A 26,447-nucleotide genomic window follows, 5' to 3' on the forward strand; every position below is an offset into this window, starting at 1 on the left:
GAAAGACTCCTGAAATAGGAGAGATGGATGTCCGTGAAGTGTGACATATATAAAGTTCAACTAATAATCAGTGGGGGGCATCCCCACTGATTATTAGTTGAACCAATCGGGCTTTTACGGGCAGTTGATCTCCCACCTAACTTCTTTGTTCCAGCCGATTTTTGAGGTGGGAATCTTACTGCCCGTTAATGCGGGATGAATATAGATTATTATGTAAAAATTATGGAGGAAAGACATGACGCAATATACGCCTATGATACAGCAATACTTAAAGGTTAAGGCAGACTATGAAGATGCCTTTTTATTTTTCCGATTAGGTGATTTTTATGAAATGTTCTTTGAAGATGCGGTTAAAGCAGCTCATGAACTTGAAATTACATTAACGAGCCGAGATGGTGGTAGTAGTGATCGTATACCGATGTGCGGTGTACCGCATCATGCAGCTAAAAATTATATTGAACAACTTGTTGAAAAAGGATATAAAGTAGCTGTTTGTGAGCAAGTGGAAGATCCAAAAACAGCTAAAGGTGTAGTACGTCGTGAAGTAGTACAACTAATTACGCCAGGAACGATGATGGAAGGGCGTACAATAGACGAGAAAGAGAATAACTTTTTAGCAGCATTAACACATTTCGAAGATGGATCTTATGCGCTAGCTTGTAATGACTTAACGACTGGACAAAATACAGTGACGTTGTTAACAGGTTCAGTAGAAGATATTTTATTAGAGGTGTATGCAACTGGTTCGAAAGAAATTGTTGTAGATTCTACATTTTCAAAAGATGAATTAAATAAATTGACTGAAACATTAAAAATGACGATTTCGTATGAAGGTGCAACAACGATTCCGGAAGGGTTAGAACATCTTGTGAAAAATGTTTCACAAGCAAAGTTACTTAAAGCGATTGGACGCTTATTTAACTATGTGATAAGAACACAAAAACGTTCATTAGATCATTTGCAACCAGTAGAAATTTATTATACAAATCAATTTATGAAAATTGATGTGCACTCAAAACGTAATTTAGAGTTAACTGAGACTCTTCGTACGAAAGAAAAAACAGGCTCACTATTATGGCTATTAGATAAAACGAAAACAGCTATGGGTGGCCGTATGTTAAAACAGTGGATGGAACGTCCGCTTATCCAGAAAGAGAAAGTGGAAGAACGTTTAGAAATGGTAGAAACATTTGTAAATGATTACTTCTTACGTGAAGATTTAAAAGAAAAGCTAAAAGAAGTATATGATTTAGAGCGTTTAGCAGGGAAAGTTGCATTTGGTAATGTAAATGCACGGGACTTATTACAGTTAAGACGTTCTTTACTTCAAGTACCAGCTATTTTAGAAGCGATTAGTCTTTTAGATAATGCTTATGCAGCAAGGTTAATTCAAGGTGCGGATCCATGTGAGAGCTTAACTGAATTACTAGGAAGAAGTATTCAGGAAAACCCACCACTTTCTATTAAAGATGGAGATATTATTAAAGACGGTTATAATGACAAGCTTGATCAATATCGTTACGTGAGCAAAAATGGGAAAACGTGGATCGCGGAGCTTGAAAAACGAGAGCGTGATATTACAGGGGTTAAATCATTAAAAATTGGATACAACCGTATTTTCGGCTACTACATTGAAGTGACGAAGGCGAATCTTGCAGCGCTTCCAGAAGGGCGCTATGAGCGAAAACAGACGCTTGCTAATGCTGAGCGTTTCATTACAGATGAACTGAAAGAAAAAGAAACGTTAATTTTAGAAGCAGAAGAGAAAATTGTACAACTGGAATATGATTTATTTACAGCACTTCGTGAAGAAGTAAAAGTATTCATTCCGAAATTACAACATTTAGCGAAAGTAATTAGTGAATTAGATGTACTACAAAGCTTTGCGACTGTAAGTGAAGAAGAGCAGTTTGTAAAACCCGTGCTAACAACGAAGCGTGAAATCTTTATTAAAGATGGTCGCCATCCTGTCGTTGAAAAAGTATTGAACGGGAAATTGTATGTACCAAATGATTGTATTATGCCAGAGAAGATGGATGTCTTTTTAATTACAGGACCGAACATGTCTGGTAAAAGTACGTATATGAGACAATTAGCACTTGTTACTGTTATGTCACAAATTGGTTGTTTCGTACCAGCGACAGAAGCGGTATTACCTGTATTCGATCAAATCTTTACGAGAATTGGTGCAGCGGATGATTTAATTTCAGGTCAAAGTACATTTATGGTTGAAATGTTAGAAGCGAAAAATGCGATTGCAAATGCGTCAGAAAGAAGTTTAATTTTATTTGATGAAATTGGACGCGGTACATCAACGTATGATGGTATGGCGCTTGCACAAGCAATCATTGAACATATTCATGACCAAATTGGTGCAAAAACATTATTCTCTACGCATTATCATGAATTAACGGTGCTAGAAGAAAGTTTAGATCAACTGAAAAATGTACATGTTTCAGCTATTGAAGAGAATGGAAAAGTAGTCTTCCTTCATAAAATTCAAGATGGAGCAGCCGATAAAAGTTACGGAATTCACGTTGCGCAACTTGCTGAGCTTCCAGATAGCTTAATCGCTCGTGCAAAAGAAGTGTTAGCGCAACTAGAAGGACAAGAAGAAATTATTATTCCAAAGCGTGTAGAAGTAAAGGTGCAAGAAGTTGTTCCAGAACCTGTAGTTGTAAAAGAAGAACCGGCAGAAATACAAGAAAAGAAAGAAGAGACTGAAGAAGAGTCACAACTATCTTTCTTTGGAGGAGACCAATCTTCAAAAAAACAAGACAAGCCTGTGCTTGATCAAAAAGAAAGCGCAGTACTTGCACAAATTAAAAAAATTGATTTACTAGATATGACGCCTTTAGAAGCGATGAACGAACTGTATCGCTTACAGAAAAAGTTAAAGAAAGGATGAGTAAGTAGATGGGGAAAATTCGCAAACTCGATGATCAACTCTCTAACTTAATTGCGGCAGGGGAAGTAGTAGAGCGCCCTGCCTCAGTCGTAAAAGAACTTGTGGAAAATTCTATCGATGCGAATAGTACATCTATTGAAATCCACTTAGAAGAAGCTGGTTTATCAAAAATTCGCATCATTGATAATGGAGATGGCATTGCCGAAGAAGATTGTATCGTTGCATTTGAACGCCACGCAACGAGCAAAATTAAAGATGAAAACGATCTGTTCCGTATAAGAACGCTCGGATTCCGCGGTGAGGCATTGCCAAGTATTGCCTCAGTTAGTGAATTGGAATTAATCACTAGCACAGGTGATGCGCCGGGTACCCACCTTATCATTAAAGGTGGAGACATTATAAAAAAAGAAAAAACAGCGAGCCGAAAAGGAACGGATATTACAGTACAAAACTTATTCTTTAATACACCAGCGCGTCTTAAATATATGAAAACAATTCATACAGAGCTTGGGAATATTACAGATATCGTGTATCGTATTGCAATGTCACATCCAGAAGTATCGTTAAAACTGTTTCATAATGAAAAGAAATTGCTTCATACATCCGGAAATGGTGATGTAAGGCAAGTACTTGCATCAATTTATAGCATTCAAGTTGCCAAGAAGCTTATTCCAATTGAAGCTGAATCTTTAGATTTCACAATTAAAGGGTATGTAACATTACCAGAAGTAACGCGAGCGTCTCGTAACTATATGTCAACGATCGTAAATGGCCGTTACGTGCGAAATTTCGTATTAATGAAAGCAGTTCAGCAAGGATACCATACATTACTGCCAGTTGGACGATATCCAATCGGCTTCTTATCGATTGAAATGGACCCAATGCTTGTTGATGTTAACGTACATCCAGCAAAATTAGAAGTTCGATTTAGTAAAGAACAAGAATTGCTAAAGCTTATCGAAGAAACATTGCAAGCAGCATTTAAAAAAATACAGCTCATTCCAGATGCAGGCGTAACAACGAAGAAAAAAGAAAAAGACGAAAGTGTGCAAGAACAGTTCCAGTTTGAGCATACAAAGCCGAAAGAACCACAGATGCCAAACATCGTTTTACCGACTGACATGGATGAAAAACAAGAAGAACGAACAACTGTGAAACAACCAGCGCAGCTTTGGCAACCGGCGAAGCGAGAATGGCAACCACCACAGTCGCTCGTAAGAGAAGAGCAAAGTTGGCAGCCATCCTCTAAACCGATAATCGAAGAACCGATTCGAGAAGAGAAATCGTGGAACAGTAACGATGACGACTTTGAATTAGAGGAATTGGAAGAAGAGGTCGGGGAAATAAAAGAGATTGAAATGAACGGTAACGATTTACCACCGCTTTATCCAATTGGACAAATGCACGGAACATATATTTTCGCTCAAAATGATAATGGGTTATATATGATTGATCAACATGCCGCACAGGAACGTATTAATTATGAGTACTTCCGTGATAAAGTAGGACGAGTAGCGCAAGAAGTACAAGAACTACTTGTACCGTACCGTATTGACCTATCTCTTACTGAATTTTTACGTGTCGAAGAGCAACTAGAAGAACTTAAAAAAGTCGGCCTATTTTTGGAACAATTCGGCCATCAATCTTTTATTGTTCGCTCGCATCCAACGTGGTTCCCGAAAGGACAAGAAACAGAAATCATTGATGAGATGATGGAGCAAGTTGTTAAACTAAAAAAAGTTGATATTAAAAAGTTGCGTGAAGAAGCAGCCATTATGATGAGCTGTAAAGCATCTATCAAGGCAAATCAATATTTAACGAACGATCAAATATTTGCTTTACTTGAAGAACTTCGTACAACAACAAATCCATACACATGCCCGCACGGGAGACCGATTCTTGTACATCATTCTACTTATGAGTTGGAGAAGATGTTTAAGAGGGTTATGTAGGGATACTAAAATTAGATATTAAAAGGGAGCAACAGTAAATGTTGCTCCCTTTTAATATGTAGAGTTAATTGTTAAACGAAAATAAGGTGGATTGATTTTACAGTTTATTTCTAGACTAAGTAAGCTTTAATTTATCTATGTATAAAAAAGCGCCGTATATCAGCACTTTTTAAAGGTACGTAAATTGTATAATAAAGATTTCTACATTATTAAACATATAACTATGCATGGCCAAATATTGATTCTTATTTGGTTAATTGTTATAAGGATCTATAGGATTATTTGTTTTTATTATTATTATTAATTTTTTCAGTATATAAAACCTGCTCTTTATAATGCTTTTTAATTGGGAAGTTATGTGTACCTGTGCCGTTCTTGAATTTTTTATCAATGGGGTTCTTTAGAGGGACTGTTGTAGTTTCAGTAAATTCATATGGGTAATTTATTTTAGATTTATCTTCAAACATGAAAATGCCTCCTTTTTAGGATTTCCTGAATTCTTTACTATAACATGATATGCATATAGAGTTTTTTTGGACTAGTTATTTATATAGGTTAGAACAATTTAATTACATAACTACTGAAATATTTTAAAGGAAAACAATTTGAGAGAGGTATTGTAATGATAGCCGTTCACTATTATTGTTGTTTAAGTTATCGTGGTGTGTTTGAAATTCTGAAAGGACGTAGCATATTGGTCTATCTAATAACCATTATGTGGTGAGTTTTTTTATTTATCGGTGAAACAAACAATGCATATATATTCGTTATAGATTGTTTTTATAATGTAATATATATATAGTTTTCCTGATAATATAATGCGGAATATTATAGTGTTATTAGGTTATTAGGAACACTTAATGTTGTTTCACAACTGAAAGCGAATTGAAAAAGAATTGAAACTTTTCTCATAAAAATTCAATCTTACTTGAAAAATGAAAGGAAAATGAAATTTTCCAAAAGAAATTCTTTGTTAAGATAAAAAGCATACATAAAAAAAGTATTGACATATCTTAAAAGTGTGTTTTCAAGATATAGTGGGGGAAAAGATGAGAATAGAAAAACAATTAATAAAAAAGATGTATTATGAAACATTCCTAATGGAGAATGAAACAAAACCACCTCTTGACGTACTTGGGGAAGTTTATGTAAACGAAGAAAAACATGAAATTTCCGATGGGTCTTATATTCGTTTTGCACAAGGTGAATTTTATTATCACCATCAAGATTTTGAATCAGCTATTTTCAAATGGGAGAAAGTTGGCAACGAACTAGCACCATGGGCACAAAAAAACATTGCGGATGCTTACTTTGAACTAAACCGACTATCAGTTGCTGAAGAGGTTTATACTTCCATTACTACTGATAACAAAATATTGATGACTGAAATTGGACTGCAACTACTTTCTCTTTACATCGAGCAAAATAATTTTGACTCAGCTTTCGCTGTAATTAAAGAGGCGGTTTCTTTAAATCCCGATTATCCGAATGTCACCAAAATTGCCCGTTCTTTTTATGAAGAACAGCAAGATTTTGATAGTGCAGTAGAGCTTGCTGTGAATGAGCTGGTTCGAACAGAATCTTATCCTTGGTTTGAGGTGCTAAAAGGGTATATCGATAAAGGATTTACTAAAAATATTTCACCAGACTATTTTCATGAAGTATTAGTTACATTAAATCATGTAGATCAAGTGCAATTTACACAAATTGTATCATCACTTTGGAACAGTTATAAAAATGAACAAAATTACTTATTATGGCTTAACACAATAAATGAGTTTTTCTTACATATCGAAATACATTCGTCCGATATATGGGACAAAATTTCTTCTCTTTACGAAGAAACGTATTTTGAATTAATTCAAGGCCAATATACGCTTAGACAATTACATGATATCATTCCAAATCTGTTAACAAATTGGTTAAAGGTAGTCAATTCTTCTTATGCTGTATTTCCATCAGCAGCTGTATTGGCATGGGATGAGATTTTCCCTTCCAAAATAGATGTAGCAAATATAAAAAATGCAGAAAACCTACTGTTGTATTCTATTAATCATGTGGATGGCTTAGAGTATAGTTTACATCTTTTTGAATCTATTACACAGTGGGCACAAAAGCATGATATAGAAATGGGTCACCGATTTAGATGGTTAGTTAGCGAACTTGCAGATTTAAGAACAAATCGTATTTTAGTAACGGGCACTTCAGGAAATGGAAAAACTGCATTTATTAACTCTATAGTAGGAGAAAATATATTAGAAAACTCAATTTCAAATGTAGTGGTTTTAAAAAATGATGCTCATACAGAAATTAACGCTATAACAGACTCAGCAATTACAACAACTGAGAATTTCTCTGATTACCATGATATGATGTCTTTACACCACCAAACGTATAGAGATAGAGCGTGTGTTGAATTTAAACTACCATGCAAATTTTTAAGTGAAAATAAACTTACATTTGTAGTTACACCTGGCTTTAATAGAAATAACGATACTAGAGATGAGATATTTGAATATCTGAATTCTGTAGACGAATTATTGTTCGTATTGAATGCGGATTCACCTTTTACTGACAAAGAACGTGACATTCTATTAAGTATTCAAGAACATACACCAAATCTACAAATTCATTTCTTATTAAATAAAATCGATAACATTTACAGTGAAGCAGAAGTAAAAAGAGTTTTACATGATACGCAAGCGAGAATAAACGCGTATTTCCCGCAAGCGAGACTTTTCCCTTACTCTTCGTTATATACAAGTAATCAACAACTAAATGATTTAACTGAGTTTATTCGTTTTAACTTTAACTATAAAAATATCGATGCAGATCGTACTGAAAAGCTATTGTTTTTCATTCGAAAAACAATTACATACCTTTTAGATAAACGCGTTGAGAAGGAAAACAATCTAGTGGATGCTATGAATTGGAATGAAGATATGTTAGTTAAATTAAATGGTAGTATTAATAACCTTACTGCTTTTGAGAGGGAAAAAATTCATATCATTACACAATCGTATCGTACAATGAAAACAGAAATTACGAATGGTCTTACTGAACATATTCCGAAGCTACTGCAGAGTTGTTCTGATTTAATCAGTGAAGAAAGCGATTTTGGAAACATTGAAATGGAACTAAATACAGCAATGAACGAAAGAGTACACAAATATTTAGAACAAACTGTATTACCTAACTTTGCTCGTTCTATGCAAAATTGGATTGAAACTTCTAATAATGAGTTACTTCAAAGTCAATCGCACTTAGAAGAACTCAGTGAAGGACTTAATTCTTTATTTGGAGAAAATCGAATACAATTAGAATGTGACTTTAAAGTGCTTGATGACTGGCGCAGAGATACTGATAGAATGACGACTAGAATACAAATGGAAGAAGTAAATATTTTACGCCGATTTACGCCAGCGCAATTTTTACTGAAAAGTGCCGGCAAATTATTTGGGGTTCTTCCAAAGAATAGATCTATGCTATATAACAAATATAAACAGTATATAGAAAATGAAGATTATACAGAAGTAACGGCTTCTATTATGAAGAAATTTTTCTTGCAATTTGAGCTGTTTGAAAATACACAAGAGCGGGATATTAATATGTTCTTTAGAAATCCATTTAACTCCTTGAAACAAGCTGTAGAAAATACGCAGTTAGAAATACAAGAAAAACAAGAGATATTACATAAAATGAAATCAAATCCTGAAGTGTATCATGATTCTATAACGCTCTTTGAATTGAGATTACGTCAATGTGAAGTAATCTTAAATATAGGTGAGTATAATGCCTATACAGATTTAAATTTAGAAACAAGCATAGAATAAACGTAAAACAACTCCAAAAGTGGATTTTGGAGTTGTTTTTTTGTTTATATCCGTTGTTATAAGAGGGGAAAAAGGGAGCAACCGTAATGAGTTGCTCCTTTCGCATATATAGATTATTTTTCAGTTTCTTTAATTTTAGTTTTTACTTGGCCAGTTTTAATTTTATTACTTTCTGAGAAACGTAATAAATCGCCTTCAATAATTTTGTCAGACATACGTAATTCATTTTGTGCACGGTTAATGAGTGCTTGAGCTTCTTTTTTTGGTAAATCTACAATTTCACCTGTTATGCGGTCATAAAAAGTGTTGTTTTTGTATGCATATTTGTCTGTAACGAAGCTACCATCACGTAAAACAACAAATCCTGTATATTCATCTGAAAACATATCGTGACCAAAACGGATATCGTTCGTAGTATCAATCCCTAATAAATTTAGAATAGTAGGTTTCACATCAATTTGTCCCGTAGGCTTTGAAATCGTTTGACCTTTTGTTTGTCCAGGGATATGAATATATAAAGGTGTACGTTGTAAATGTAAAGTATCAAATTCTGTTATTTGATCTTTTTCTAAAAACTGCGCCATTGCACGGTTATGTTTTTCAGAAATGCCATAATGATCACCGTATAATACAATAATAGAATCATCATAAAGCCCCTCGGCCTTTAAACGCTCAATAAAGTTTTTAATGGATTCGTCTAAGTAACGTGATGTTACGATGTAACGATCAAATACGCCATTACCAGAGTTATATGGTTCAATGAATTTTGTGTCTTCATCATACGTAAATGGATAATGGTTTGTTAAAGTAAGGAAACGAGCGTAAAATGGTTGATCAATCGTTTTTAACATATCTACTGATTGATCAAAGTATTCTATATCTTTTAATCCCCAATTTAAATTTGTTTCGGGCGTGATTTTGTAATCAAGTTCATTATAGTAACGATCATAACCAAGAGCTGAGTACATAATGTTACGATTCCAAAATGTTGCGTTATTCGCATGGAATACAGAAGTGAAATAACCTTGTTCACGTAAAATTTCTGGAGTTGCAGTATAATCATTGTTTCCGTGTGTGAAGAATACAGCTCCACGGTTTAATGGATACAACGATGTATCTATTAGAAATTCAGAATCGGATGTTTTTCCTTGTCCAGTTTGGTGGAAAAAGTTATCAAAGTAATAGCTTTCATTTATGAATTCATTCAAGAAAGGTGTAACTTCTTGACCATTGACGGATGCTCCTATTAAAAAGGTTTGCAAGGATTCAAGAGTAACGACAATTACATTTTTTCCTTTCGCTGCGCCAAACATATTAGGATTTGGTTCACTTTGGGTTGCTTTTACGTAGTTTTCAGTTTCTTGTAATTTACTACTATCAGCGAGTGCCTTTTGTGATCCTGCTTTTGCTTGCAGCGTTAAATCATATATTTGGTGAGTGTATAGTCCTAAATTTTTGACAAGCATTACTCGGTCGAAGGATCTCGATAATAATTCAGGGCGTTCTTTTTCTGCAAGATGCAGATTTGCAGAAAATACAGCAATTGTTAAGGCGAAATATAGTAAGCGTGTAGAATGTGTTACACGTTCTGTTTTAAAGACCAATGTCTTCTTTTTTAATAAAATAAAGAAGAAAATAATGTCTACGAATGCGAGTATAATTTTGTAGTTCAATATTTCTATAATACTACCGCCTAATTGGCCAAAGTTTGATGTTTGTCCAAGTACTGGTAACGTAACGAAATCACTATAAAAATCATAGAACATTACATTTCCGACAAGTACGATCGTTAATAAGAAATTAATACATAGCGCTATATAATTTCGCTTTTCACCAGTTGCAAATAATGCTAATCCAACAAATGCTAACGATGCAGCGAGAGGACTAATAAACAAAATAAGCTCTTGTGTAGAAGACTCAATTTTTAAATCAAAACTGAATCGCGTAATAAGATATGTTTTTAACCATACTGCTAAAGCAATTATGATAACAAAGCTTATATTTTGCATTTGTAAATTTATTTTATTCTTCATTTTTACACCTTCTTTATAAAATTTATTTAACTAAGGTTATATGTTATGTTTTTATAACTATTATAGTAGGGTGAACCATTTAAATTATGTTTTCTAATGGTAATAATTTGCAGTGTTCCTATACATACAATGGGGAATTTAAATGCGAAGTAACATAAATTTAATTTTTTAGATGCGAAGCAGAAAAAGTCATATTTGTAGTGAAAGTGACTTATAGACATCCTAACATATTAAACACTATGATGATGTTACAAAATATCGAACAAATGAAAGTGAAAAGGAATAGACGCTTTTTAAACTATTGACATTCAATGAGTTGGAATTTGAATAAAAGGTGAGTTTAAAGTAAACGGTTATATGAAAAACTACATTCTACATAGAATGTAGTTTTTCATATATCCCGTAAAATCATGCTTCTTTGTAGGATAATCATTTCATTAAGTAAAGTGGTGGTGAAACGTAAACCGTTTGACTAGTAGTGTAATGAAAGAGTTCACATATCAGATAAATATTTTCCAACATATAGACCACTTGCAGCTGCTTGAGATAATGAATGAGTAACACCTGAACAATCTCCAACTAAAAATAGCCCATTCATACTTGTTTCAAAATGGTTATTGATTTTTATCGTAGGGGCATAGAACTTTCCATCTATTCCATATAATAAAGTATCTTTATCGATAGGTTCTTGGATAAAATGTTCTAAGCGTAATAAAAATTCTTTGAGTCCGTCAATATATAATGGAGGAATTTCTTTATGCAAATCTCCATAATCTCCGTGTAGTGTAGGTTGTATACGATTATGTTTCATATCTTTTTCCATTGTAGGTTGTTTCTTTAATAAGTCCTCTAAGCGCTGTATAACAATCCGATCTCGTCCTTGATTAATGCCTTTAATAATTGAGTTTGCATATATATTGGCGTCTTTAAGAGTTGTGAAATAGCGCGGGATAAACAAAGTGAAATTTAAGTTAGGAGTGCCAGTTCCTTGCTCTCGAAAATTTTGACCGTCAGGCATAACTAAACCTTCTTCGTACTTTCGAATAATGCGTCCTTTTGGATTCATACAGTAAGTAGTTGCTGTGAAATTTTCACCTTGATAAGAAAGTTTCGTTTCAAAAGTATCTTTTAATATAGAACGTAATTGATGTTCTTTCATTTCTACTCTAATCCCTAAGTCTACACGTGTTTGTTCCTGAGAAATACTTAGAGAAGTGCACATTTCTTTTAACCAATCTGCCCCAGAGCGCCCCGTTGCAAATACGAGTTGCTTAGATTGAACTGTTCCTTGATTTGTAGTTATATTAAAATGATCTTTCTGTTTCATAATATGCTCTACATCTATATGAAATTGGATATTTATTTTCGTAAGTAAAAATTCATAGAGTTGCTGAAAAATGGTACTGGAAATTGTAGTACCAAGATGCCTTACTTCTGTTGTTAACATTTGTAAACCACAAGTTGCAGCTTTCTTAGTGAGATTTACAGTTTCTGTAGAATATTTTGAAACTGAATTTCCACCAAACTGACATAGAATTTCATCTACTTCAGCCATGAGTTGCATAAAACCTTCTTTACCTACTTTTTGTTCGAGTTCTCCTCCAAATCCATTTGTATAATTAAATTTTCCTTCAGACTTTCCTAAGCCACCAAAACCGAAATATTTATCACATATGTTACAGTCACACGTTTTTCCTTGATCTAAAGGACAATTTCGATGTTCTAGCGGTTTACCTTTATCAAGAATTAAAATGTTTTTGTTACTTTTGGCTAATGAATAAGCCATAAAAATGCTACTTACTCCAGCGCCGATAATTGTAACATCATACATATTCTTTCACCTGCTAACGAATAGTTTGTTTACTATTTTCCTAGTGTATAACACTTTTATGAAGTTAAGAAATAGCTTTTATGAATAAAGAAAAAGTTTTTGAACTTTATACTTTTTCAATTTCTCTAAGTGGTGGATGAAGTATAAATGTTTTTATTTGAACGGAGATATCGTTTTAAATAATCACTTTTTCATATGATTCATAAAAGTCTACATATAAAAAGAACGGACCTTTTCAGTAAAAAGGTCTGTTCATCATTTGAAAAAGTTGTTAAGTGCATAAATTAGAAGGGAAGTATAGTTTTATTTAGCGAAGGCATGGTTACCGATTACTGCTACTGTTTGACGTGTCGTAATCCATTTGTCTGTTGATGTTTTTGGGTTGTAGAAATAAAGCCAATCAGAATGTATTCCCTTTGTGGAGATAGCCTCTTCTACAGCCATTTTTGCTTCAGCGCTTGCAGGCTGATTAATTCTTCCATCTGTAACAGGAGTAAATGCATATCCGTATTTAATAGGTTCATAAATAACGCCTGTTATTGTATTTGGGAACCCTTTTGCATTTACTCGATTTAGGATAACTTTTGCTACAGCTACTTTTCCTTTATATGATTCGCCACCAGCTTCAGCGGTAACTAAGCGTGCCATTAAGTCTTTTTCTTTTTCGGAAATACTGGAATTAATTTTCAAATGTTGACCTGTATAAAGCTTGTTACCGATTGTGTTGTTAATTTGTTTTATAGATTGAACGGTTACGTTGTAGCGCTTTGCTATCGTTTCTAATGAATCTCCCGGTTGTACTTGGTAAATAATTTGTCCAGAAGTGTTCGTAGTTTTTTCGTTTTGATGAACTGTAACCTCATTTGATTTCATAGATCCTGGAATATGTAACTGTTCTCCAATAAAAGCTTGATCGTTTCCTTTATTATTCGCTTGTTTAATGGCTTGTATGGAAACTCCATATTGTTTACTAATGCCCCAAAGTGTATCATTCTTTTTTACTGTATGAATGGTGGAAGCTTCAGCTGTACTTTGATTACATACGAATGTAAGTGCTACTGCAGATAAAGGAATTATATGTTTTAGTTTTAATAATTTCATTGTAAATCCTCCTAATAAAGTAAGGTATAACTGTTGCATAATGTAATTCAGAATATGGGAATATAAATATTTTAATGTAAGTATATTAGCACATATAAAATAAATAATCATTATAAGTTTTTTATTTACATCCATATAGGATTCAAATATGAAATATTGCATATGAAAATACATTGAAGTTCATATTGCTGCTTACTATAATCTATTTAGTAGAAAGGTAATATGTTATAGAAATAAAATCATTATAGATTAATATAATGATTATTAATTGTTATGAATTAGGAGGATTTATGTAATGAAAATGTTTCAAAGAGTAGGTGTTTCAGCTGTGATCGTCTCAACATTTTTAGGAATAGGGGACAGTGTTAATATTGTAACTGCTGATTCTATAGAACAGCAGAGTAAATTAGGGATAGAACAAGAAACAGATAAACAAATCATTGTAAAATTCAGTGCAGATTTGAAATTACCATATGAAGATGGTATTGAAAAACAGATACAATCTGAAACGAACGATAAAGTATTAGAAGATTTTTTGGCAGAATATCCAGATGTAACATTTACTCGTCTATTCACATCTGTAAGTCCGGAAGAAATACAAAATCTTGAAGTGAAAGCACCTAATAATGTATCTACAAGCCTATTAAACTACTATATTCTTCAAACCAAAAATGATGGGCGTGAAGAAACACTAGTAGATAAGTTAAAAGCATCTTCTTTAATAGAAGATGTGTATATGAAGAAACAAGAAAAAATAATACCGCCTGAAGTGAAACAATTAAGTGTATCTCTTACTCCTAATAATAATCCTAGATTTAATAAACAAGGTTATCTTGAAGCAGCACCATACGGTATTAATGCACCCTTCGCCTGGGGCGTTCAAGGCGGTAATGGAAATGATGTAACCTTTGTTGATATGGAATATGGTTGGTTATTAAATCATGAGGATTTAGTACATCGAAATATTGAATTGATGTCTGGAAGAAATATAGATCAACATGTCGGTCATGGGACGTCTGTACTAGGAATTGTATCATCTGAAGATAATGAAGTAGGGAATATTGGGATTGCACCAAAAGCGAAAGCAAAAGTGATTTCTCAAATAAGAGATAACGGACAGTATAATACAGCTGATGCAATATTAAGTGCTGTAAATCATTTAGAAGCTGGGGATGTTTTATTATTAGAGGCACAAGCTTCTTTTGATGGATATGGTGATAAATATTTACCTGTTGAAGTACAACCAGATATCTTTGATGCAATTCGTGCGGGTACAGATAAGGGTGTTGTAATTATAGAGGCTGGAGCAAATGGTTGGAATGATTTAGATCAATTTAAAGATAGAAATGGTAAACAAGTTTTAAATCGTAATAGTAAAGATTTTAAAGATTCGGGTGCAATTATGGTAGGAGCGGGTTCTTCATCTTTCCCTCATGAACGTATGTGGTTTTCGAATTATGGAAGCCGTATTGATGTGTATGGCTGGGGAGAAAACGTAGATACAACTACAGCTGAGCAAAGTAGAAGTGCTGTAAATCTTTATACATCCAGCTTTAGTGGCACGTCTAGTGCTTCGCCTATTATTGCTGGAGCAGCGACTTTAGTACAAAGTATTGCTAAAGAAAATGTAGGACAACCATATAGACCAAGTGAATTGAGAACGATATTAAGTAACCATAACACTGGAACGAAGTCTAAAGATCCATATTCAGATAAAATTGGTGTTTTACCGGATTTGAAGTCTATCCTAGTAAATTTAGGGTATGAACGAAGAGAACTAAACGGTGGGAATGAGTTACAAGTAACAGAAAATGAACCAAATAATGAACCTAAACAGGCAAATAAAATTAACTTTCATACACCAATGAAAGGGACACTACATAATCGTGATAACGTAGATGTATTTACTTTCCAAATTGACTCGCCAGAAACTATTAATATCTCTCTACTAAATGAAAAAAATATTGGAATGACATGGGTACTTCATCATGAATCGGATGTAAATAACTATGTAGCATATGGTGAAAATGAAGGAAATGTAGTTAAAGGAACCTATAATGCAAAGCCAGGTAAATATTATTTATATGTCTATAAGTATGAGAATAAAGATGGTTCATATGTATTAAATATAAAATAATCGAAAGGAACTTCAGATGAAGTTCCTTTCGATTATTTTAATTCAGGATACGTGAATGTTTTTTTACTTTATCTCGCAATTTGTCGGCAGTAAGAATTCCACCTCGTATTCGTCCGATTAGTTAAACGTTACTTCTATGCAATATTTCATATTTATGAAATGTCATTTATTTTTTACTCACCAGATTATATTATATTCAATAAGTTTGATGTAAAACAGAAAAGGGAGGAATAATAATGAACAATAAGAAGTTTATTTTGAAGTTATTCATATGTAGTATGGTACTTAGCGCCTTTGTATTTGCTTTCAATGATAAGAAAACCGTTGCAGCTAGCTCTATTAATGAGCTTGAAAATTGGTCTAGATGGATGAAACCTATAAATGATGACATACCGTTAGCACGAATTTCAATTCCAGGAACACATGATAGTGGAACGTTCAAGTTGCAAAATCCGATAAAGCAAGTGTGGGGAATGACGCAAGAATATGATTTTCGTTATCAAATGGATCATGGAGCTAGAATTTTTGATATAAGAGGGCGTTTAACAGATGATAATACGATAGTTCTTCATCATGGGCCATTATATCTTTATGTAACACTGCACGAATTTATAAACGAAGCGAAACAATTTTTAAAAGATAATCCAAGTGAAACGATTATTATGTCTTTAAAAAAAGAGTATGAGGATATGAAAGGGGCGGAAAGCTCATTTAGTAGTACGTTTGAGAAAAATTATTTTCGTGATCCAATCTTTTTAAAAACAGAAGGGAATATAAAGCTTGGAGATGCTCGTGGGAAAATTGTATTACTAAAACGATATAGTGGTAGTAATGAATCTGGGGGATATAATAATTTCTATTGGCCAGACAATGAGACGTTTACCTCAACTATAAATCAAAATGTAAATGTAACAGTACAAGATAAATATAAAGTGAGGTATGATGAGAAAGTAAACGCTATTAAAGATACATTAAATGAAACGATTAACAATAGTGAAGATGCTAATCATCTATATATTAATTTTACAAGCTTGTCTTCTGGTGGTACAGCATGGAATAGTCCATATTATTATGCGTCCTACATAAATCCTGAAATTGCAAATTATATGAAGCAAAAGAATCCTACGAGAGTGGGCTGGGTAATACAAGATTATATAAATGAAAAATGGTCACCATTACTTTATCAAGAAGTTATAAGAGCGAATAAGTTACTTGTAAAATAGTAAATATGGTCATAGTAAGAAGCGGTGAAATACGTCGCTTCTTATTGAAAATACAGTTTTTCTTGTAAATGGAACAATTTTCGAGCTATCGCAATCAATGTTTCATTAAGAAAAGACGAAACTTTTAAATCGAATTCATTTCAAGTGAAAAATGAATACAAATAACCTTTTGAAAAAGCAACTGATCTAAGTGATTGGTTGTTTTTTATTTTGAAGTGGATGAGCAAAAAAATATAAAAGTGGTTGGTCCGTTTTTTACAAACATCCATTATGATAAGAGAAGAAAGGTAGTATTTTTTTGATGCTTTAAAGAGGAAGTTTTTTATTGAAGTTCTTAATTAAAATAGACTGGCCTTAGAGAGGTGAAAATACAATGAGTTTTGCAATTTCACTAGTAGTTATTATTGTAATTGTATCGCTGTTTGGGACCGTACTAGTTGCACGAAATGTGGAGGAGAATTACGGCAAGTCTACAAAGAGAAATGTGAAAAACTTATCGACTATCTATATTATCCTTCTTTTCGTTCTACTTGTTGGGGTAACGTGGTATGCGGTAGTGATTTAATAACTTTTTAAAGGAGCACATTCATATTGTGTATGATGGAGGAGTAGTACTTTGATAAAAAATGAGCGCCACGTTTTAATTGTTTTTCCGCATCCAGATGATGAATCATATTGCGTGGCTGGTACAATTTTAGCTTATGCTCAGCAGAATGTTCCTCTTACTTATGTTTGTTTAACGCTTGGCGAAATGGGGAGAGCGATGGGAAACCCTCCTTTTGCAACACGTGAATCATTATATGCTATAAGAGAGAAAGAACTAAAGAGCGCAACTAATATTTTAGGGATTAAAGATTTACGTATGATGGGATATCGTGATAAAACGCTTGAATTTGAAACTCCGGGAGAATTAAGAAGTGTAATACAAAATTGTGTGGAAGAATTGAATCCTTCGTTAGTCATTTCTTTTTATCCGGGATATGCAGTGCATCCAGATCATAATGCAACAGGAGAAGCAGTAGCCAGGGCGTTAGCTAATATTCCGGAAAATAAGAGGCCAACATTTTATGCTGTAGCTTTTTCAAATAATCATGAAGCAGAAATAGGGCCACCAAGTTTTAAAAATGAAGTAAAAGAATATGTTCCAAAAAAGTTGGACGCATTGCAAGCACATGCATCACAATTTGCGACTAAGGTAACAGAACTGAAAAGAAAGTATGAAGATGGTGTTCCGGAAACAGTCGAGTGGTTAGAGAGAGAACCGTTTTGGATATACCCATTCAAAGATAAAAATAAGTGATGCTATAGCTGAAGGTGATGAATATGTATTTTGAATATAAGAATCGAAAGGTTTTTTATAATATAGAAGGATCGGGTCCCGTCATATTATTTTTACACGGTCTTGGAGGAAACGCAAATAATTGGTTATATCAAAGGCGATATTTCAAGGGGAATTGGACAGTGATTTCAATAGATCTACCTGGGCATGGGAAATCTGAAGGACTAGAAATTTGCTTTAAAGAATATGCAAATGTTTTGTATGAGTTATGCGATTATTTAAAGCTACAAAAAGTAGTCATTTGTGGTCTTTCAAAAGGGGCTAGAGTAGGAATTGATTTTGCTATACAATATCCAAGCTTTGTTTCTAGCTTAATTGTTGTAAATGCATTTCCTTATTTGGAACTAAAGGATCGTAAAGAGCGACTTGAAGTATATGATTTACTTAGCTTACAGGATAACGGAAAAACATGGGCGGATACATTATTGAAGGCGATGGGAGTAGCAGATAATGAAGGGATTGTCCGGGGATTTTATCAATCTTTACAGTCTATTAACCCATTGCATATTCAAAGATTATTTGCTGAATTAGTTGATTATGATCAGAGACCGTTTCTTGCAAATATTTCATGTCCTGTTTTAATAATAAGAGGGGGAAATGATGATTTTGTCCCTGAGAAATATGTAAGAGAGTTTGAAATACATTTAAAAAATACGACTTTCATTGAGTTTGAAAATAGTGGACATTTACCTTATTTAGAGCAGCCAACTAGCTTTAATATGACGGTAGAAACATTTTTAAATCATGCGCTTAATTAATACGATTGTTACAGTAAATACTGTTATTAATGAGTAAGGGATAGTTCGTTTTGAGAGGAGGGAACTAGATGGAATGGAAACCAAATCGTGCAGATAAGACACCCGTATATAAACAAATTGCTGATTATATTGAAAGGGGTATTTCTTCAGGTGAATTTCCTTCTGATAGCAAGTTACCTTCTGAGCGTATGCTAGCAAAGGAATTACAAGTGAACCGGAGCACAATAGTAGCTGCATATGAAGAGTTAAAATCACTTGGAGTAGTAGAACGGCAAAAAGGAAGCGGAACTCGGGTGAATACAGACATATGGGGTGTGTCACATAAACGAATACCGAACTGGGGGAGGTACGTTGAGGATGGATCGTTCTTACCTAACGTACCACTTGTTCAACAAATTCGAACGGAAACACAAAAAGATGACTTAATTAATTTAGCGAGTGGAGAATTGTCACCAGAATTAATTCCGAGCGATAGATTTCGAACGATTTTGTCGGAGAAAACATTTATGGAAAACCTCGGTTATGACCATCCACTTGGAAATGAGATGTTGAGAAAAACAATTGCAGTACATGTTCAGCAATACAAACAAATTGAATCAGAATCAAGCTCGATTCTGATTACGTCTGGAGCACAACAGGCACTTAATCTTATCGTTCAATGCTTATTAAAACCGGGCGATGCCATTGCAATTGAAGATCCTTCGTATTGTTTCTCGCTTCCCATGTTTAAATCGGCCGGTTTAAATATATTCCATTTACCTGTTGATGAGCATGGAATGAATCCAGATGACTTAATCGATTTGCACAAAAAGCATCGTATTCGTATGGTGTTTTTGAATCCGGATTATCAAAATCCGACGGGCACTGTGCTTTCGTTAGCGAGGCGTAAAAAGATTTTAGAACTGTCTTCTGAATTCGGTATACCGATTGTAGAGGATGATCCATATAGTTTAACTTCTTTTAATGGAGAAGTGAATCCAACATTAAAATCAATGGATCAGAATGGGAATGTTCTTTATATAAGTTCATTATCAAAAGTTGTTGCGTCAGGATTACGTATTGGCTGGGTAATTGGTCCTACGCGCGTAATAGAACGTTTAGCAGATGCGAAGCAACAAGTTGATTTTGGTCATAGTGTATTTACACAGTGGGTAGCAAATCAATTTTTAGAATCAGAAGATTTTCATACGCATATTACAATGCTTCGTGGACAATTGAAACAAAGAAGAGATGAGTTAATTAGAAAGCTTGAAGAAATATTAGGGGACCGCGTTGAATTTTTTGTTCCAGAGGGTGGAATACATGTATGGTGCAAAGTACAAGGAACGTTTGATGAATATCATTTATTAGGTGAATCTATACGGAATGGTGTAGCATTTGTCCCTGGAAGTGTTTTAGGTTCTAAAAGTGAATATATTCGTTTTACTTTTGGGAGAGTAAATGTAGAACAAATCCAACTTGGAATTACGAGGTTTGCGGAAACGCTAAACGAAATTTCATAATAGTGATGCGTAATATTGGAATGAGGGGAAGAAATGAAGTATGTGACGCTTTTACTTCAAGTAGGCGTGCTATATGTGTTTAGCTTAGCTGGTACGTGGATTCAGGGAATATTCCATCTATCGATGCCAGGAAGTTTAATAGGAATGTTAATGCTGTTTCTACTCCTTTCTACTCGTATTTTGCCATTAAAGTGGTTTGAGTTAGGGGCAGAAAAGTTAATCGTATTTTTACCGTTATTTTTAATTCCTTCGACAACAGGATTAATGGAATATGGATCTTTTCTTTTAAGTACAGGAAGTATTATATTCCTTTTAGTTGTTGCAAGTACGGTAGTAACATTGATTGTTTCAGGGTATGTAAGTCAATTATTAGTAACATTCAAAAAATAAAATCGACAAGGTGCACGATTCAAATGGTCTTAATACTTATTACTGTAGTCATATATTTATTTGCGACAAAGCTGTATAAAAAATATACGTTTCCATTTATGTTACCAGTATTAACAGTTACAGCAATTATGATTTGCTTATTTCTGATGTTTGGCATTTCTCATCATGAGTATAAGGAAAATGGTGGGGACGTTCTTTCAGGCTTTTTGAGTCCTGCAATTGTAGCGTTAGCCATACCTCTATTTAAAGAACGAAAGATACTTATGAAAAACTTTTTATCGATACTTATTGGCGTATTGATAGGTATAGTGGCTTTAACGAGTATGAATGTAGTGATTGGTGGGATTTTGAATATAGATAAGGAATTTATACTAACAACTCTTCCGCAATTATCGACAATGCCAATTGCTATTTCATTAGCGGATCAAATTGGTGGTATTCCAACTATGACTTCTAGTTTTGTAGTTGTTGCAGGAATAACAGGTGCTATTATCGGACCGACAGTACTTAAGTTTTTCCGGATAACAAGTACGATTGGAAAAGGAGTGGGGATGGGCTGCGCATCACATATTATCGGTGTGAGTCGACTCGTGAAGGAAGGCGAGAAAGAAGCGACTATCGGTTCAGTAACGATGATTGTAACAGGAATACTCATTAGTATATTAATACCTTATGGAACGAAATTTATATTTTAAAAGTTGTAATAAGAAGTATAATGCTACTTATTTTAAAATGTATGGAGATGATAAAAGTGACAACATGGTTTATAGTTACATTATTTATTTTTGGTGCCATTAAAGTTCTAGTTTCTAGTATGCCAACTTCTGTTGTAGAATCCATTATTAGTAGATTTGAATTACATCAAAAACTTGATGAAGAACATACGACTGTATCGCTAGATGGAAAGAATATAGAGGGCGAAATGAAACTGCAAGTTATAAATGATTTTAACGAGGCTTTATTTTTAGATAAACATTATTTTCCGCCACAAGGTGAAGGCACGCCGATAATCATTGAAACGAAAAAAGGAAAAAGAGTAATTACATTATCGATATATAGTTATGAAGAACATGTTGATGTAATAAGGCAATATAAGAAGAAAGTTGTTGCCTATCGTTTACGTTCTAAAAGTCTTCAAACGTTTGCACCATTAGCAGTAACTGAAGAGTATGCTTAAGAAGAGACCTATAATGGTCTCTTTATTTTTGTATCCAATTATATACTTTCCAAATAAAAGAAAGGAACACCATATAACCAAATAAAGAATATGTATGGTTCCAGTCTGCACTATGTATAAATAAACCTAAACCTTCAGCAACTTGTTCAAAAATGCTAGCACAAATACCTATGGAAATAATAAATATAGTTCTAGAAACGGCAGATAATGTTTTTGAAATTTGTATGAAAATGATTGTTAAAATCGGTAGTACAAACAACGTAAAGCCAATGTTAACTGAAAATATGGATGGGAAGGGCCTAACTGGAAAGAAATATATGTGCTTATGGACAAAGAAAGCATCTAAGTAAGTTCCGATAATTGAAGAGAGTAAGATTGTAACTGCTAATGCTAGAAAATTATTCTTCTTCTCGAAGGAGGACATTTTTCTTTGCGAGAATTGCCAGTTCAATTTTTTCGAGTGTTTTGCAGTAGTCTTCTGTAATTTTTCCATTCATATTTTCCTCCTTATCCACTAAGTAATTTACAACTTGCCAGTCCGTAAACCAATCTTCACTTTCAACTTCTTCATGCTTCATATCTCGCCATGCATAGATGAGTGCAGGGCTGTATATACGATATGCGCCACTACGTAACTGGCATTTCTTTATGCGGCGTTTATAAAACTCACGGGAAAAAGATTCATTTACACTTGAAAATAAATGAGGCCAGTAATCTTTCCTTGAGCCTGTATGTGGATGATGCTCAGCCCAATATATGATTTGAGATAAAATATGTGTATCTCGAAATAATAATGAATACAACCTTTTTCCAATTAAGATTCGTTCATGCAAGGAAGTAAAATGTTTCATTGTATCGCCAATTAATAAAGTTTTTTGATTTGTATTATTTTCGTAGAAAGGGAAAAGGATATGATTAAACTGAAAGAAATCAAAGAGTTTAAATCCGATACTATTGAGTACGGTCTTTTGAAAGTGTGCATTTTGAATCACTCTTTTTTCTAAGTAGTTTTGCTCATTAATAATAGTTGCGATTGCTAATGTTTTTTTGTTCCCAGTTTTCCAAAAATCGTTCCACATCGTTTCCATAAATGTAGAAACATTTAGGTGAGGGAGAAGATGAAATAGCTTTTTTGCTTTTTTAACACTTTGTTCATAAAGTAAAAATTGAGGATATACATCTTGAAAAATGAGCCAATTCCCTCTTTCTAAAAAAGAAAAAAATGTAATTTGATCTTTCTCTGATAAAAGTTTCGTATATAAGTCTCCTTTTAAATCAGTCATATTCCAACCACCGTTACGTGATACCATATGTCCAAGTAGTGCCCAATGTATTTCTGGATATCGAATGTAAAATTGGTAGTACGCGCGTGTTCTCGTAACATTATTTTTATTTAGTTGTTCTGTCTGTATTTTTATATTGTTGATGATGAATTGCTCTTCTTTCGTTAATGTATACATGGTGTCAGAATGAATGAGTTTGCTTTTTTGTTTCAATTCATTTTTTACATCAAATAGGGAGAGAGGCAGTGCTTTGGAAGGTCCGTTATATGTATGATTTGAATTGCTTCGGTCCATTCCGTTACCTCCCTTTTTCATAAGTTTAAACGTGATTATTGGCTATGAATCATTCTATTTATCCTGCTATTTGCCGGGCAGTAAGATCCCCACCTCAAAATTCAGCGGAAGCAAAGAAGTTCAGTGAAGGTCGGGCTGCCCCCCACTAAATAAAGTTTCACTTTATTTTATTACGAGTATAAGAAATAAATGAGCGGTGTTTTTTACAAGGAATTTATTTATCATGCAAATAGTATAAAAAATCTTACCGTTATGAAGCGAAATAAAAAACAGAAACTATGCTTAATAGTTTCTGTTTTTTTATTTTGTCAATTTAATGTAACAAATGACAATTATGATTTGAATCAATTGAAAATAATTCAATAGCTTTTAATAAATACAATTTTTATGAAATGTACAGCAGGAGGAAAAGAAATGCTTAATAAAATAATTTTAATTACTGGTGGTACAGGTTCGTGGGGACATGAACTTATAAAACAATTATTAGAAAAATCACCGAAAGAAATTAGAGTTTTTTCAAGGAATGAAACGGTTCAGTTTGAAATGCAGCAACAGTTTATAAATGAAACTAGATTAAAATTTATCATTGGAGATATTCGTGATAAAGACCAACTCGTCTATGCTTGCCAAGATGTACATTATGTATTCCATCTTGCAGCTTTAAAACATGTTCCAGTATGTGAGTATTATCCTTATGAAGCTATAAAAACAAATATACATGGTACGCAAAATGTAATTGAAGCATCTATCCAGATGCAAGTTGAGAAAGTTATATATGTTTCAACAGATAAAGCAGCGGATCCATCAAATACGTATGGGATGACAAAAGCAATTGGTGAAAAATTAATGGTTCATGCGAATGTGCAAACGCAGAAAACAAAATTCATTTGTGTTCGTGGTGGAAATGTTTTAGGGACGAGCGGAAGTGTAGTGCCGCTTTTTAAAAAGCAAATTAAGAAGTCTTCACAAATAGGAATTACCGATGTAAATATGACTAGATTTTTCTTAACGATTGAAGATGCTGTTCGGTTGTTATTTAAAGCAGCATTTGACGGAAGAGGAGGGGAAATCTTTGTCATGAAAATGCCGGCATGTAAAATTACAGATTTAGCAAAGGTGTTGATCGAAGATTCGAAAAAAGAATACGTGAAGATAAAAGAAGTAGGGATAAGGCCAGGTGAAAAATTAAGTGAAATGCTTTTATCTGAAGTAGAGAGTAAAACAAGTATAAGTTTTGATCAAAATTATTTTGTGGTACTACCGACTATTCCTATAGAGGGACTTCAAGAATATTATGCTAGTTATCCGCTTGTGGATGTGAAGAGTTTTAGTTCTCAACAAGACTTACTTGCAAAAGATGAGGTGAAACAAATGCTATTAAAGGGAGGATTTCTACGATGAAAAAAAATGCAAGCCTTTTAATAACTGGTGCAAATGGTTTCACAGGTAGACATGCTTGCCAATATTTTTTAGAGCAGGGCTTTCATGTAATTCCTATGTTTCAAAACCGTCCACATAGAGAAAACATCGGAAATAGTATTACTTGTGATTTAACTAATAAGAGCGAAGTAATGAAGGTAATGAAACAAATAAAACCAGACTATGTATTGCATTTAGCAGGAAGAAATTCAGTTATAGAGTCTTGGACAGCTTCTCTTGAATACATGGAGATTAATGTAATAGGGACTTTGTATTTATTAGAAGCGATTAAGCAGGAAGCTTCGCATTGTAAAACATTAGTTATAGGATCTGCATTGCAAGCAGATAGTATGAATAACATAAAAGTTTCAAATCCATATAGTTTAAGTAAAACGATGCAAGTCATTATTGCAGAGGCTTGGGGCGGATTAATGGATTCAAATATTATCATTGCAAAGCCCTCAAACTTAATTGGTCCAGGAGAATCGAATGGCATTTGTTCGATTCTCGCAAAAAAAATGATAGATATAGAATCGGGTAGGAGTAAAGCGATTATTGAAGTAAGCAGTTTGAAAGATAGTAGGGATTTTCTAGATGTACGTGATGCGGTTAAAGCGTATCATGTGTTATTACGTAATGGTATAAATGGGAAACAATATAATATTGGATCAGGAGTGAGACGATCTTTATTAGATGTACTAGAACAATATAAAAGATTAACACAGCTCCATTTTATTATAAAAGAAACAGAGAATAGTGGAAGCAGCTCAAATGTGAGCTTAGTAATAGAGGATATAAAAAAGTTAGGTTGGATCCCAGAAATTCAATTTCATCAATCATTAAAAGATGTACTTGAATATGCGAAGTGCAGTGACATCTGCATGCAATGAAAAATAAAAAAGGGTGTAAGAAGTATATGAATGTGAATGGTTATGAAGCAATAAATAATCAAAATACACTATTTCTTTCGATTGTCGATACGCTGGATTGGAAAGATGAAGAAGCGCATGTTTTGCACATCTATGAGGCGATAAATAAATGTCGAGCATACGTGGAAAAGGTTAATCGGAAAAATCCAGCAGTAGAGACGGGAATTAGGCCTGTAATCCAAGTCTTTACTCAGTGTGAATGTAGTGAGTATGGAAATGATTTTTATGAACTCATCAAAGATCTTTTGCAAGATATAGGATTTGAGTTAAATATTTATATAAATAATAGTAAGTTTACTTACATGTAATAGATTGATATAAAGCAAGATTTTTAATGA

At 33.6% G+C, this 26,447-nt stretch carries 21 protein-coding genes and 2 pseudogenes; 17 read left to right on the top strand and 6 right to left on the bottom strand.

All coding sequences use genetic code 11. From position 1 onward, the window contains the following. Positions 1–235 precede the first annotated feature (235 nt). Both mutS and mutL read left to right on the top strand, forming a co-directional pair. On the top strand, positions 236–2,908 hold the full coding sequence (mutS, locus tag JDS92_RS13620) for a DNA mismatch repair protein MutS (RefSeq protein WP_199632038.1): 2,673 nt from the start codon (positions 236–238) through the stop codon (positions 2,906–2,908). Positions 2,909–2,916: 8 nt separating this feature from the next. Further along, on the top strand, positions 2,917–4,860 hold the full coding sequence (gene mutL, locus JDS92_RS13625; RefSeq protein WP_199632039.1) for a DNA mismatch repair endonuclease MutL: 1,944 nt from the start codon (positions 2,917–2,919) through the stop codon (positions 4,858–4,860). Between the two features lie 278 nt (positions 4,861–5,138). Here the strand turns inward: mutL and JDS92_RS13630 are convergent, their stop codons facing one another. Continuing rightward, complete coding sequence (locus tag JDS92_RS13630; RefSeq protein WP_000461139.1) at positions 5,139–5,327, bottom strand: hypothetical protein; 189 nt, start codon at positions 5,325–5,327, stop codon at positions 5,139–5,141. A 113-nt stretch (positions 5,328–5,440) separates the two neighbouring features. Between JDS92_RS13630 and JDS92_RS30860 the strand changes: the two are divergent. Further along, a pseudogene (locus tag JDS92_RS30860) lies at positions 5,441–5,578 on the top strand (IS6 family transposase); the annotation flags it as partial. 331 nt (positions 5,579–5,909) lie between these two features. After that, on the top strand, positions 5,910–8,693 hold the full coding sequence (locus JDS92_RS13635; protein WP_098711837.1) for a dynamin family protein: 2,784 nt from the start codon (positions 5,910–5,912) through the stop codon (positions 8,691–8,693). Positions 8,694–8,806: 113 nt separating this feature from the next. On the opposite strand, the gene JDS92_RS13640 is transcribed toward JDS92_RS13635, so the two are convergent. From JDS92_RS13640 to JDS92_RS13650, 3 genes are all read right to left on the bottom strand, one after another. Then, entirely contained in the window at positions 8,807–10,726 is a 1,920-nt protein-coding gene (locus JDS92_RS13640; RefSeq protein WP_098711838.1) for an LTA synthase family protein, read from the bottom strand. A gap of 493 nt (positions 10,727–11,219) precedes the next feature. Next, positions 11,220–12,557, bottom strand: coding sequence for an NAD(FAD)-utilizing dehydrogenase (locus tag JDS92_RS13645; RefSeq protein WP_199632040.1), 1,338 nt, complete (start codon positions 12,555–12,557; stop codon positions 11,220–11,222). Positions 12,558–12,860: 303 nt separating this feature from the next. Beyond that, positions 12,861–13,658, bottom strand: a complete 798-nt coding sequence (locus JDS92_RS13650) for a cell wall hydrolase (protein ID WP_000771179.1) — start codon at positions 13,656–13,658, stop codon at positions 12,861–12,863. A 295-nt stretch (positions 13,659–13,953) separates the two neighbouring features. On the opposite strand from JDS92_RS13650, the gene JDS92_RS13655 reads away from it, so the two are divergent. From JDS92_RS13655 to JDS92_RS13700, 10 genes and pseudogenes are all read left to right on the top strand, one after another. Further along, complete coding sequence (locus JDS92_RS13655; protein ID WP_098054473.1) at positions 13,954–15,795, top strand: S8 family peptidase; 1,842 nt, start codon at positions 13,954–13,956, stop codon at positions 15,793–15,795. Positions 15,796–16,031: 236 nt separating this feature from the next. Next, on the top strand, positions 16,032–17,018 hold the full coding sequence (locus JDS92_RS13660; protein ID WP_199632041.1) for a phosphatidylinositol-specific phospholipase C: 987 nt from the start codon (positions 16,032–16,034) through the stop codon (positions 17,016–17,018). Between the two features lie 34 nt (positions 17,019–17,052). Continuing rightward, positions 17,053–17,127 (top strand): annotated as a pseudogene (locus JDS92_RS13665) (GntR family transcriptional regulator); the annotation flags it as partial. A gap of 264 nt (positions 17,128–17,391) precedes the next feature. Continuing rightward, positions 17,392–17,583, top strand: a complete 192-nt coding sequence (locus JDS92_RS13670; protein WP_000006467.1) for a hypothetical protein — start codon at positions 17,392–17,394, stop codon at positions 17,581–17,583. 54 nt (positions 17,584–17,637) lie between these two features. Continuing rightward, on the top strand, positions 17,638–18,318 hold the full coding sequence (gene bshB2 / locus JDS92_RS13675; protein ID WP_097954023.1) for a bacillithiol biosynthesis deacetylase BshB2: 681 nt from the start codon (positions 17,638–17,640) through the stop codon (positions 18,316–18,318). Between the two features lie 23 nt (positions 18,319–18,341). Next, complete coding sequence (locus JDS92_RS13680) at positions 18,342–19,115, top strand: alpha/beta fold hydrolase (RefSeq protein WP_097953965.1); 774 nt, start codon at positions 18,342–18,344, stop codon at positions 19,113–19,115. A 68-nt stretch (positions 19,116–19,183) separates the two neighbouring features. Next, a complete protein-coding gene (gene pdxR, locus JDS92_RS13685; protein ID WP_098711841.1) occupies positions 19,184–20,617 on the top strand; it encodes a MocR-like pyridoxine biosynthesis transcription factor PdxR in 1,434 nt (477 codons plus the stop codon). 33 nt (positions 20,618–20,650) lie between these two features. Further along, a complete protein-coding gene (locus JDS92_RS13690) occupies positions 20,651–21,007 on the top strand; it encodes a CidA/LrgA family holin-like protein (protein WP_098711842.1) in 357 nt (118 codons plus the stop codon). 23 nt (positions 21,008–21,030) lie between these two features. Further along, a complete protein-coding gene (locus tag JDS92_RS13695; RefSeq protein ID WP_098711843.1) occupies positions 21,031–21,702 on the top strand; it encodes an LrgB family protein in 672 nt (223 codons plus the stop codon). A 56-nt stretch (positions 21,703–21,758) separates the two neighbouring features. Then, positions 21,759–22,184 carry a YfmQ family protein gene (locus JDS92_RS13700; RefSeq protein ID WP_000214609.1) on the top strand — a complete coding sequence of 142 codons (426 nt, stop codon included), beginning with the start codon at positions 21,759–21,761 and terminating at the stop codon, positions 22,182–22,184. Between the two features lie 22 nt (positions 22,185–22,206). On the opposite strand, the gene JDS92_RS13705 is transcribed toward JDS92_RS13700, so the two are convergent. Together JDS92_RS13705 and JDS92_RS13710 are read right to left on the bottom strand one after the other, a co-directional pair. Next, a complete protein-coding gene (locus tag JDS92_RS13705) occupies positions 22,207–22,608 on the bottom strand; it encodes a CBO0543 family protein (protein WP_131202366.1) in 402 nt (133 codons plus the stop codon). Further along, entirely contained in the window at positions 22,583–23,761 is a 1,179-nt protein-coding gene (locus tag JDS92_RS13710) for a DUF2515 domain-containing protein (protein ID WP_000376155.1), read from the bottom strand. The genes JDS92_RS13705 and JDS92_RS13710 overlap by 26 nt, the downstream gene beginning before the upstream one ends. Before the next feature lie 414 nt (positions 23,762–24,175). On the opposite strand from JDS92_RS13710, the gene JDS92_RS13715 reads away from it, so the two are divergent. From JDS92_RS13715 to JDS92_RS13725, 3 genes are read left to right on the top strand one after another with little or no spacing between them, the layout of a single operon-like run. Beyond that, positions 24,176–25,162, top strand: a complete 987-nt coding sequence (locus tag JDS92_RS13715) for a UDP-N-acetylglucosamine 4,6-dehydratase family protein (protein ID WP_000932618.1) — start codon at positions 24,176–24,178, stop codon at positions 25,160–25,162. After that, entirely contained in the window at positions 25,159–26,070 is a 912-nt protein-coding gene (locus JDS92_RS13720) for an SDR family oxidoreductase (RefSeq protein WP_199632042.1), read from the top strand. Before JDS92_RS13715 ends, JDS92_RS13720 begins: the two co-directional genes overlap by 4 nt. Next, positions 26,067–26,417: a DUF6572 domain-containing protein gene (locus JDS92_RS13725; protein ID WP_002093408.1), complete on the top strand. Its 351-nt coding sequence runs from the start codon at positions 26,067–26,069 to the stop codon at positions 26,415–26,417. The genes JDS92_RS13720 and JDS92_RS13725 overlap by 4 nt, the downstream gene beginning before the upstream one ends. Positions 26,418–26,447: the final 30 nt, after the last annotated feature.

This window comes from Bacillus cereus group sp. N12 (assembly GCF_016483575.1).
GTDB classification, from domain to species: Bacteria; Bacillota; Bacilli; order Bacillales; family Bacillaceae_G; genus Bacillus_A; species Bacillus_A toyonensis.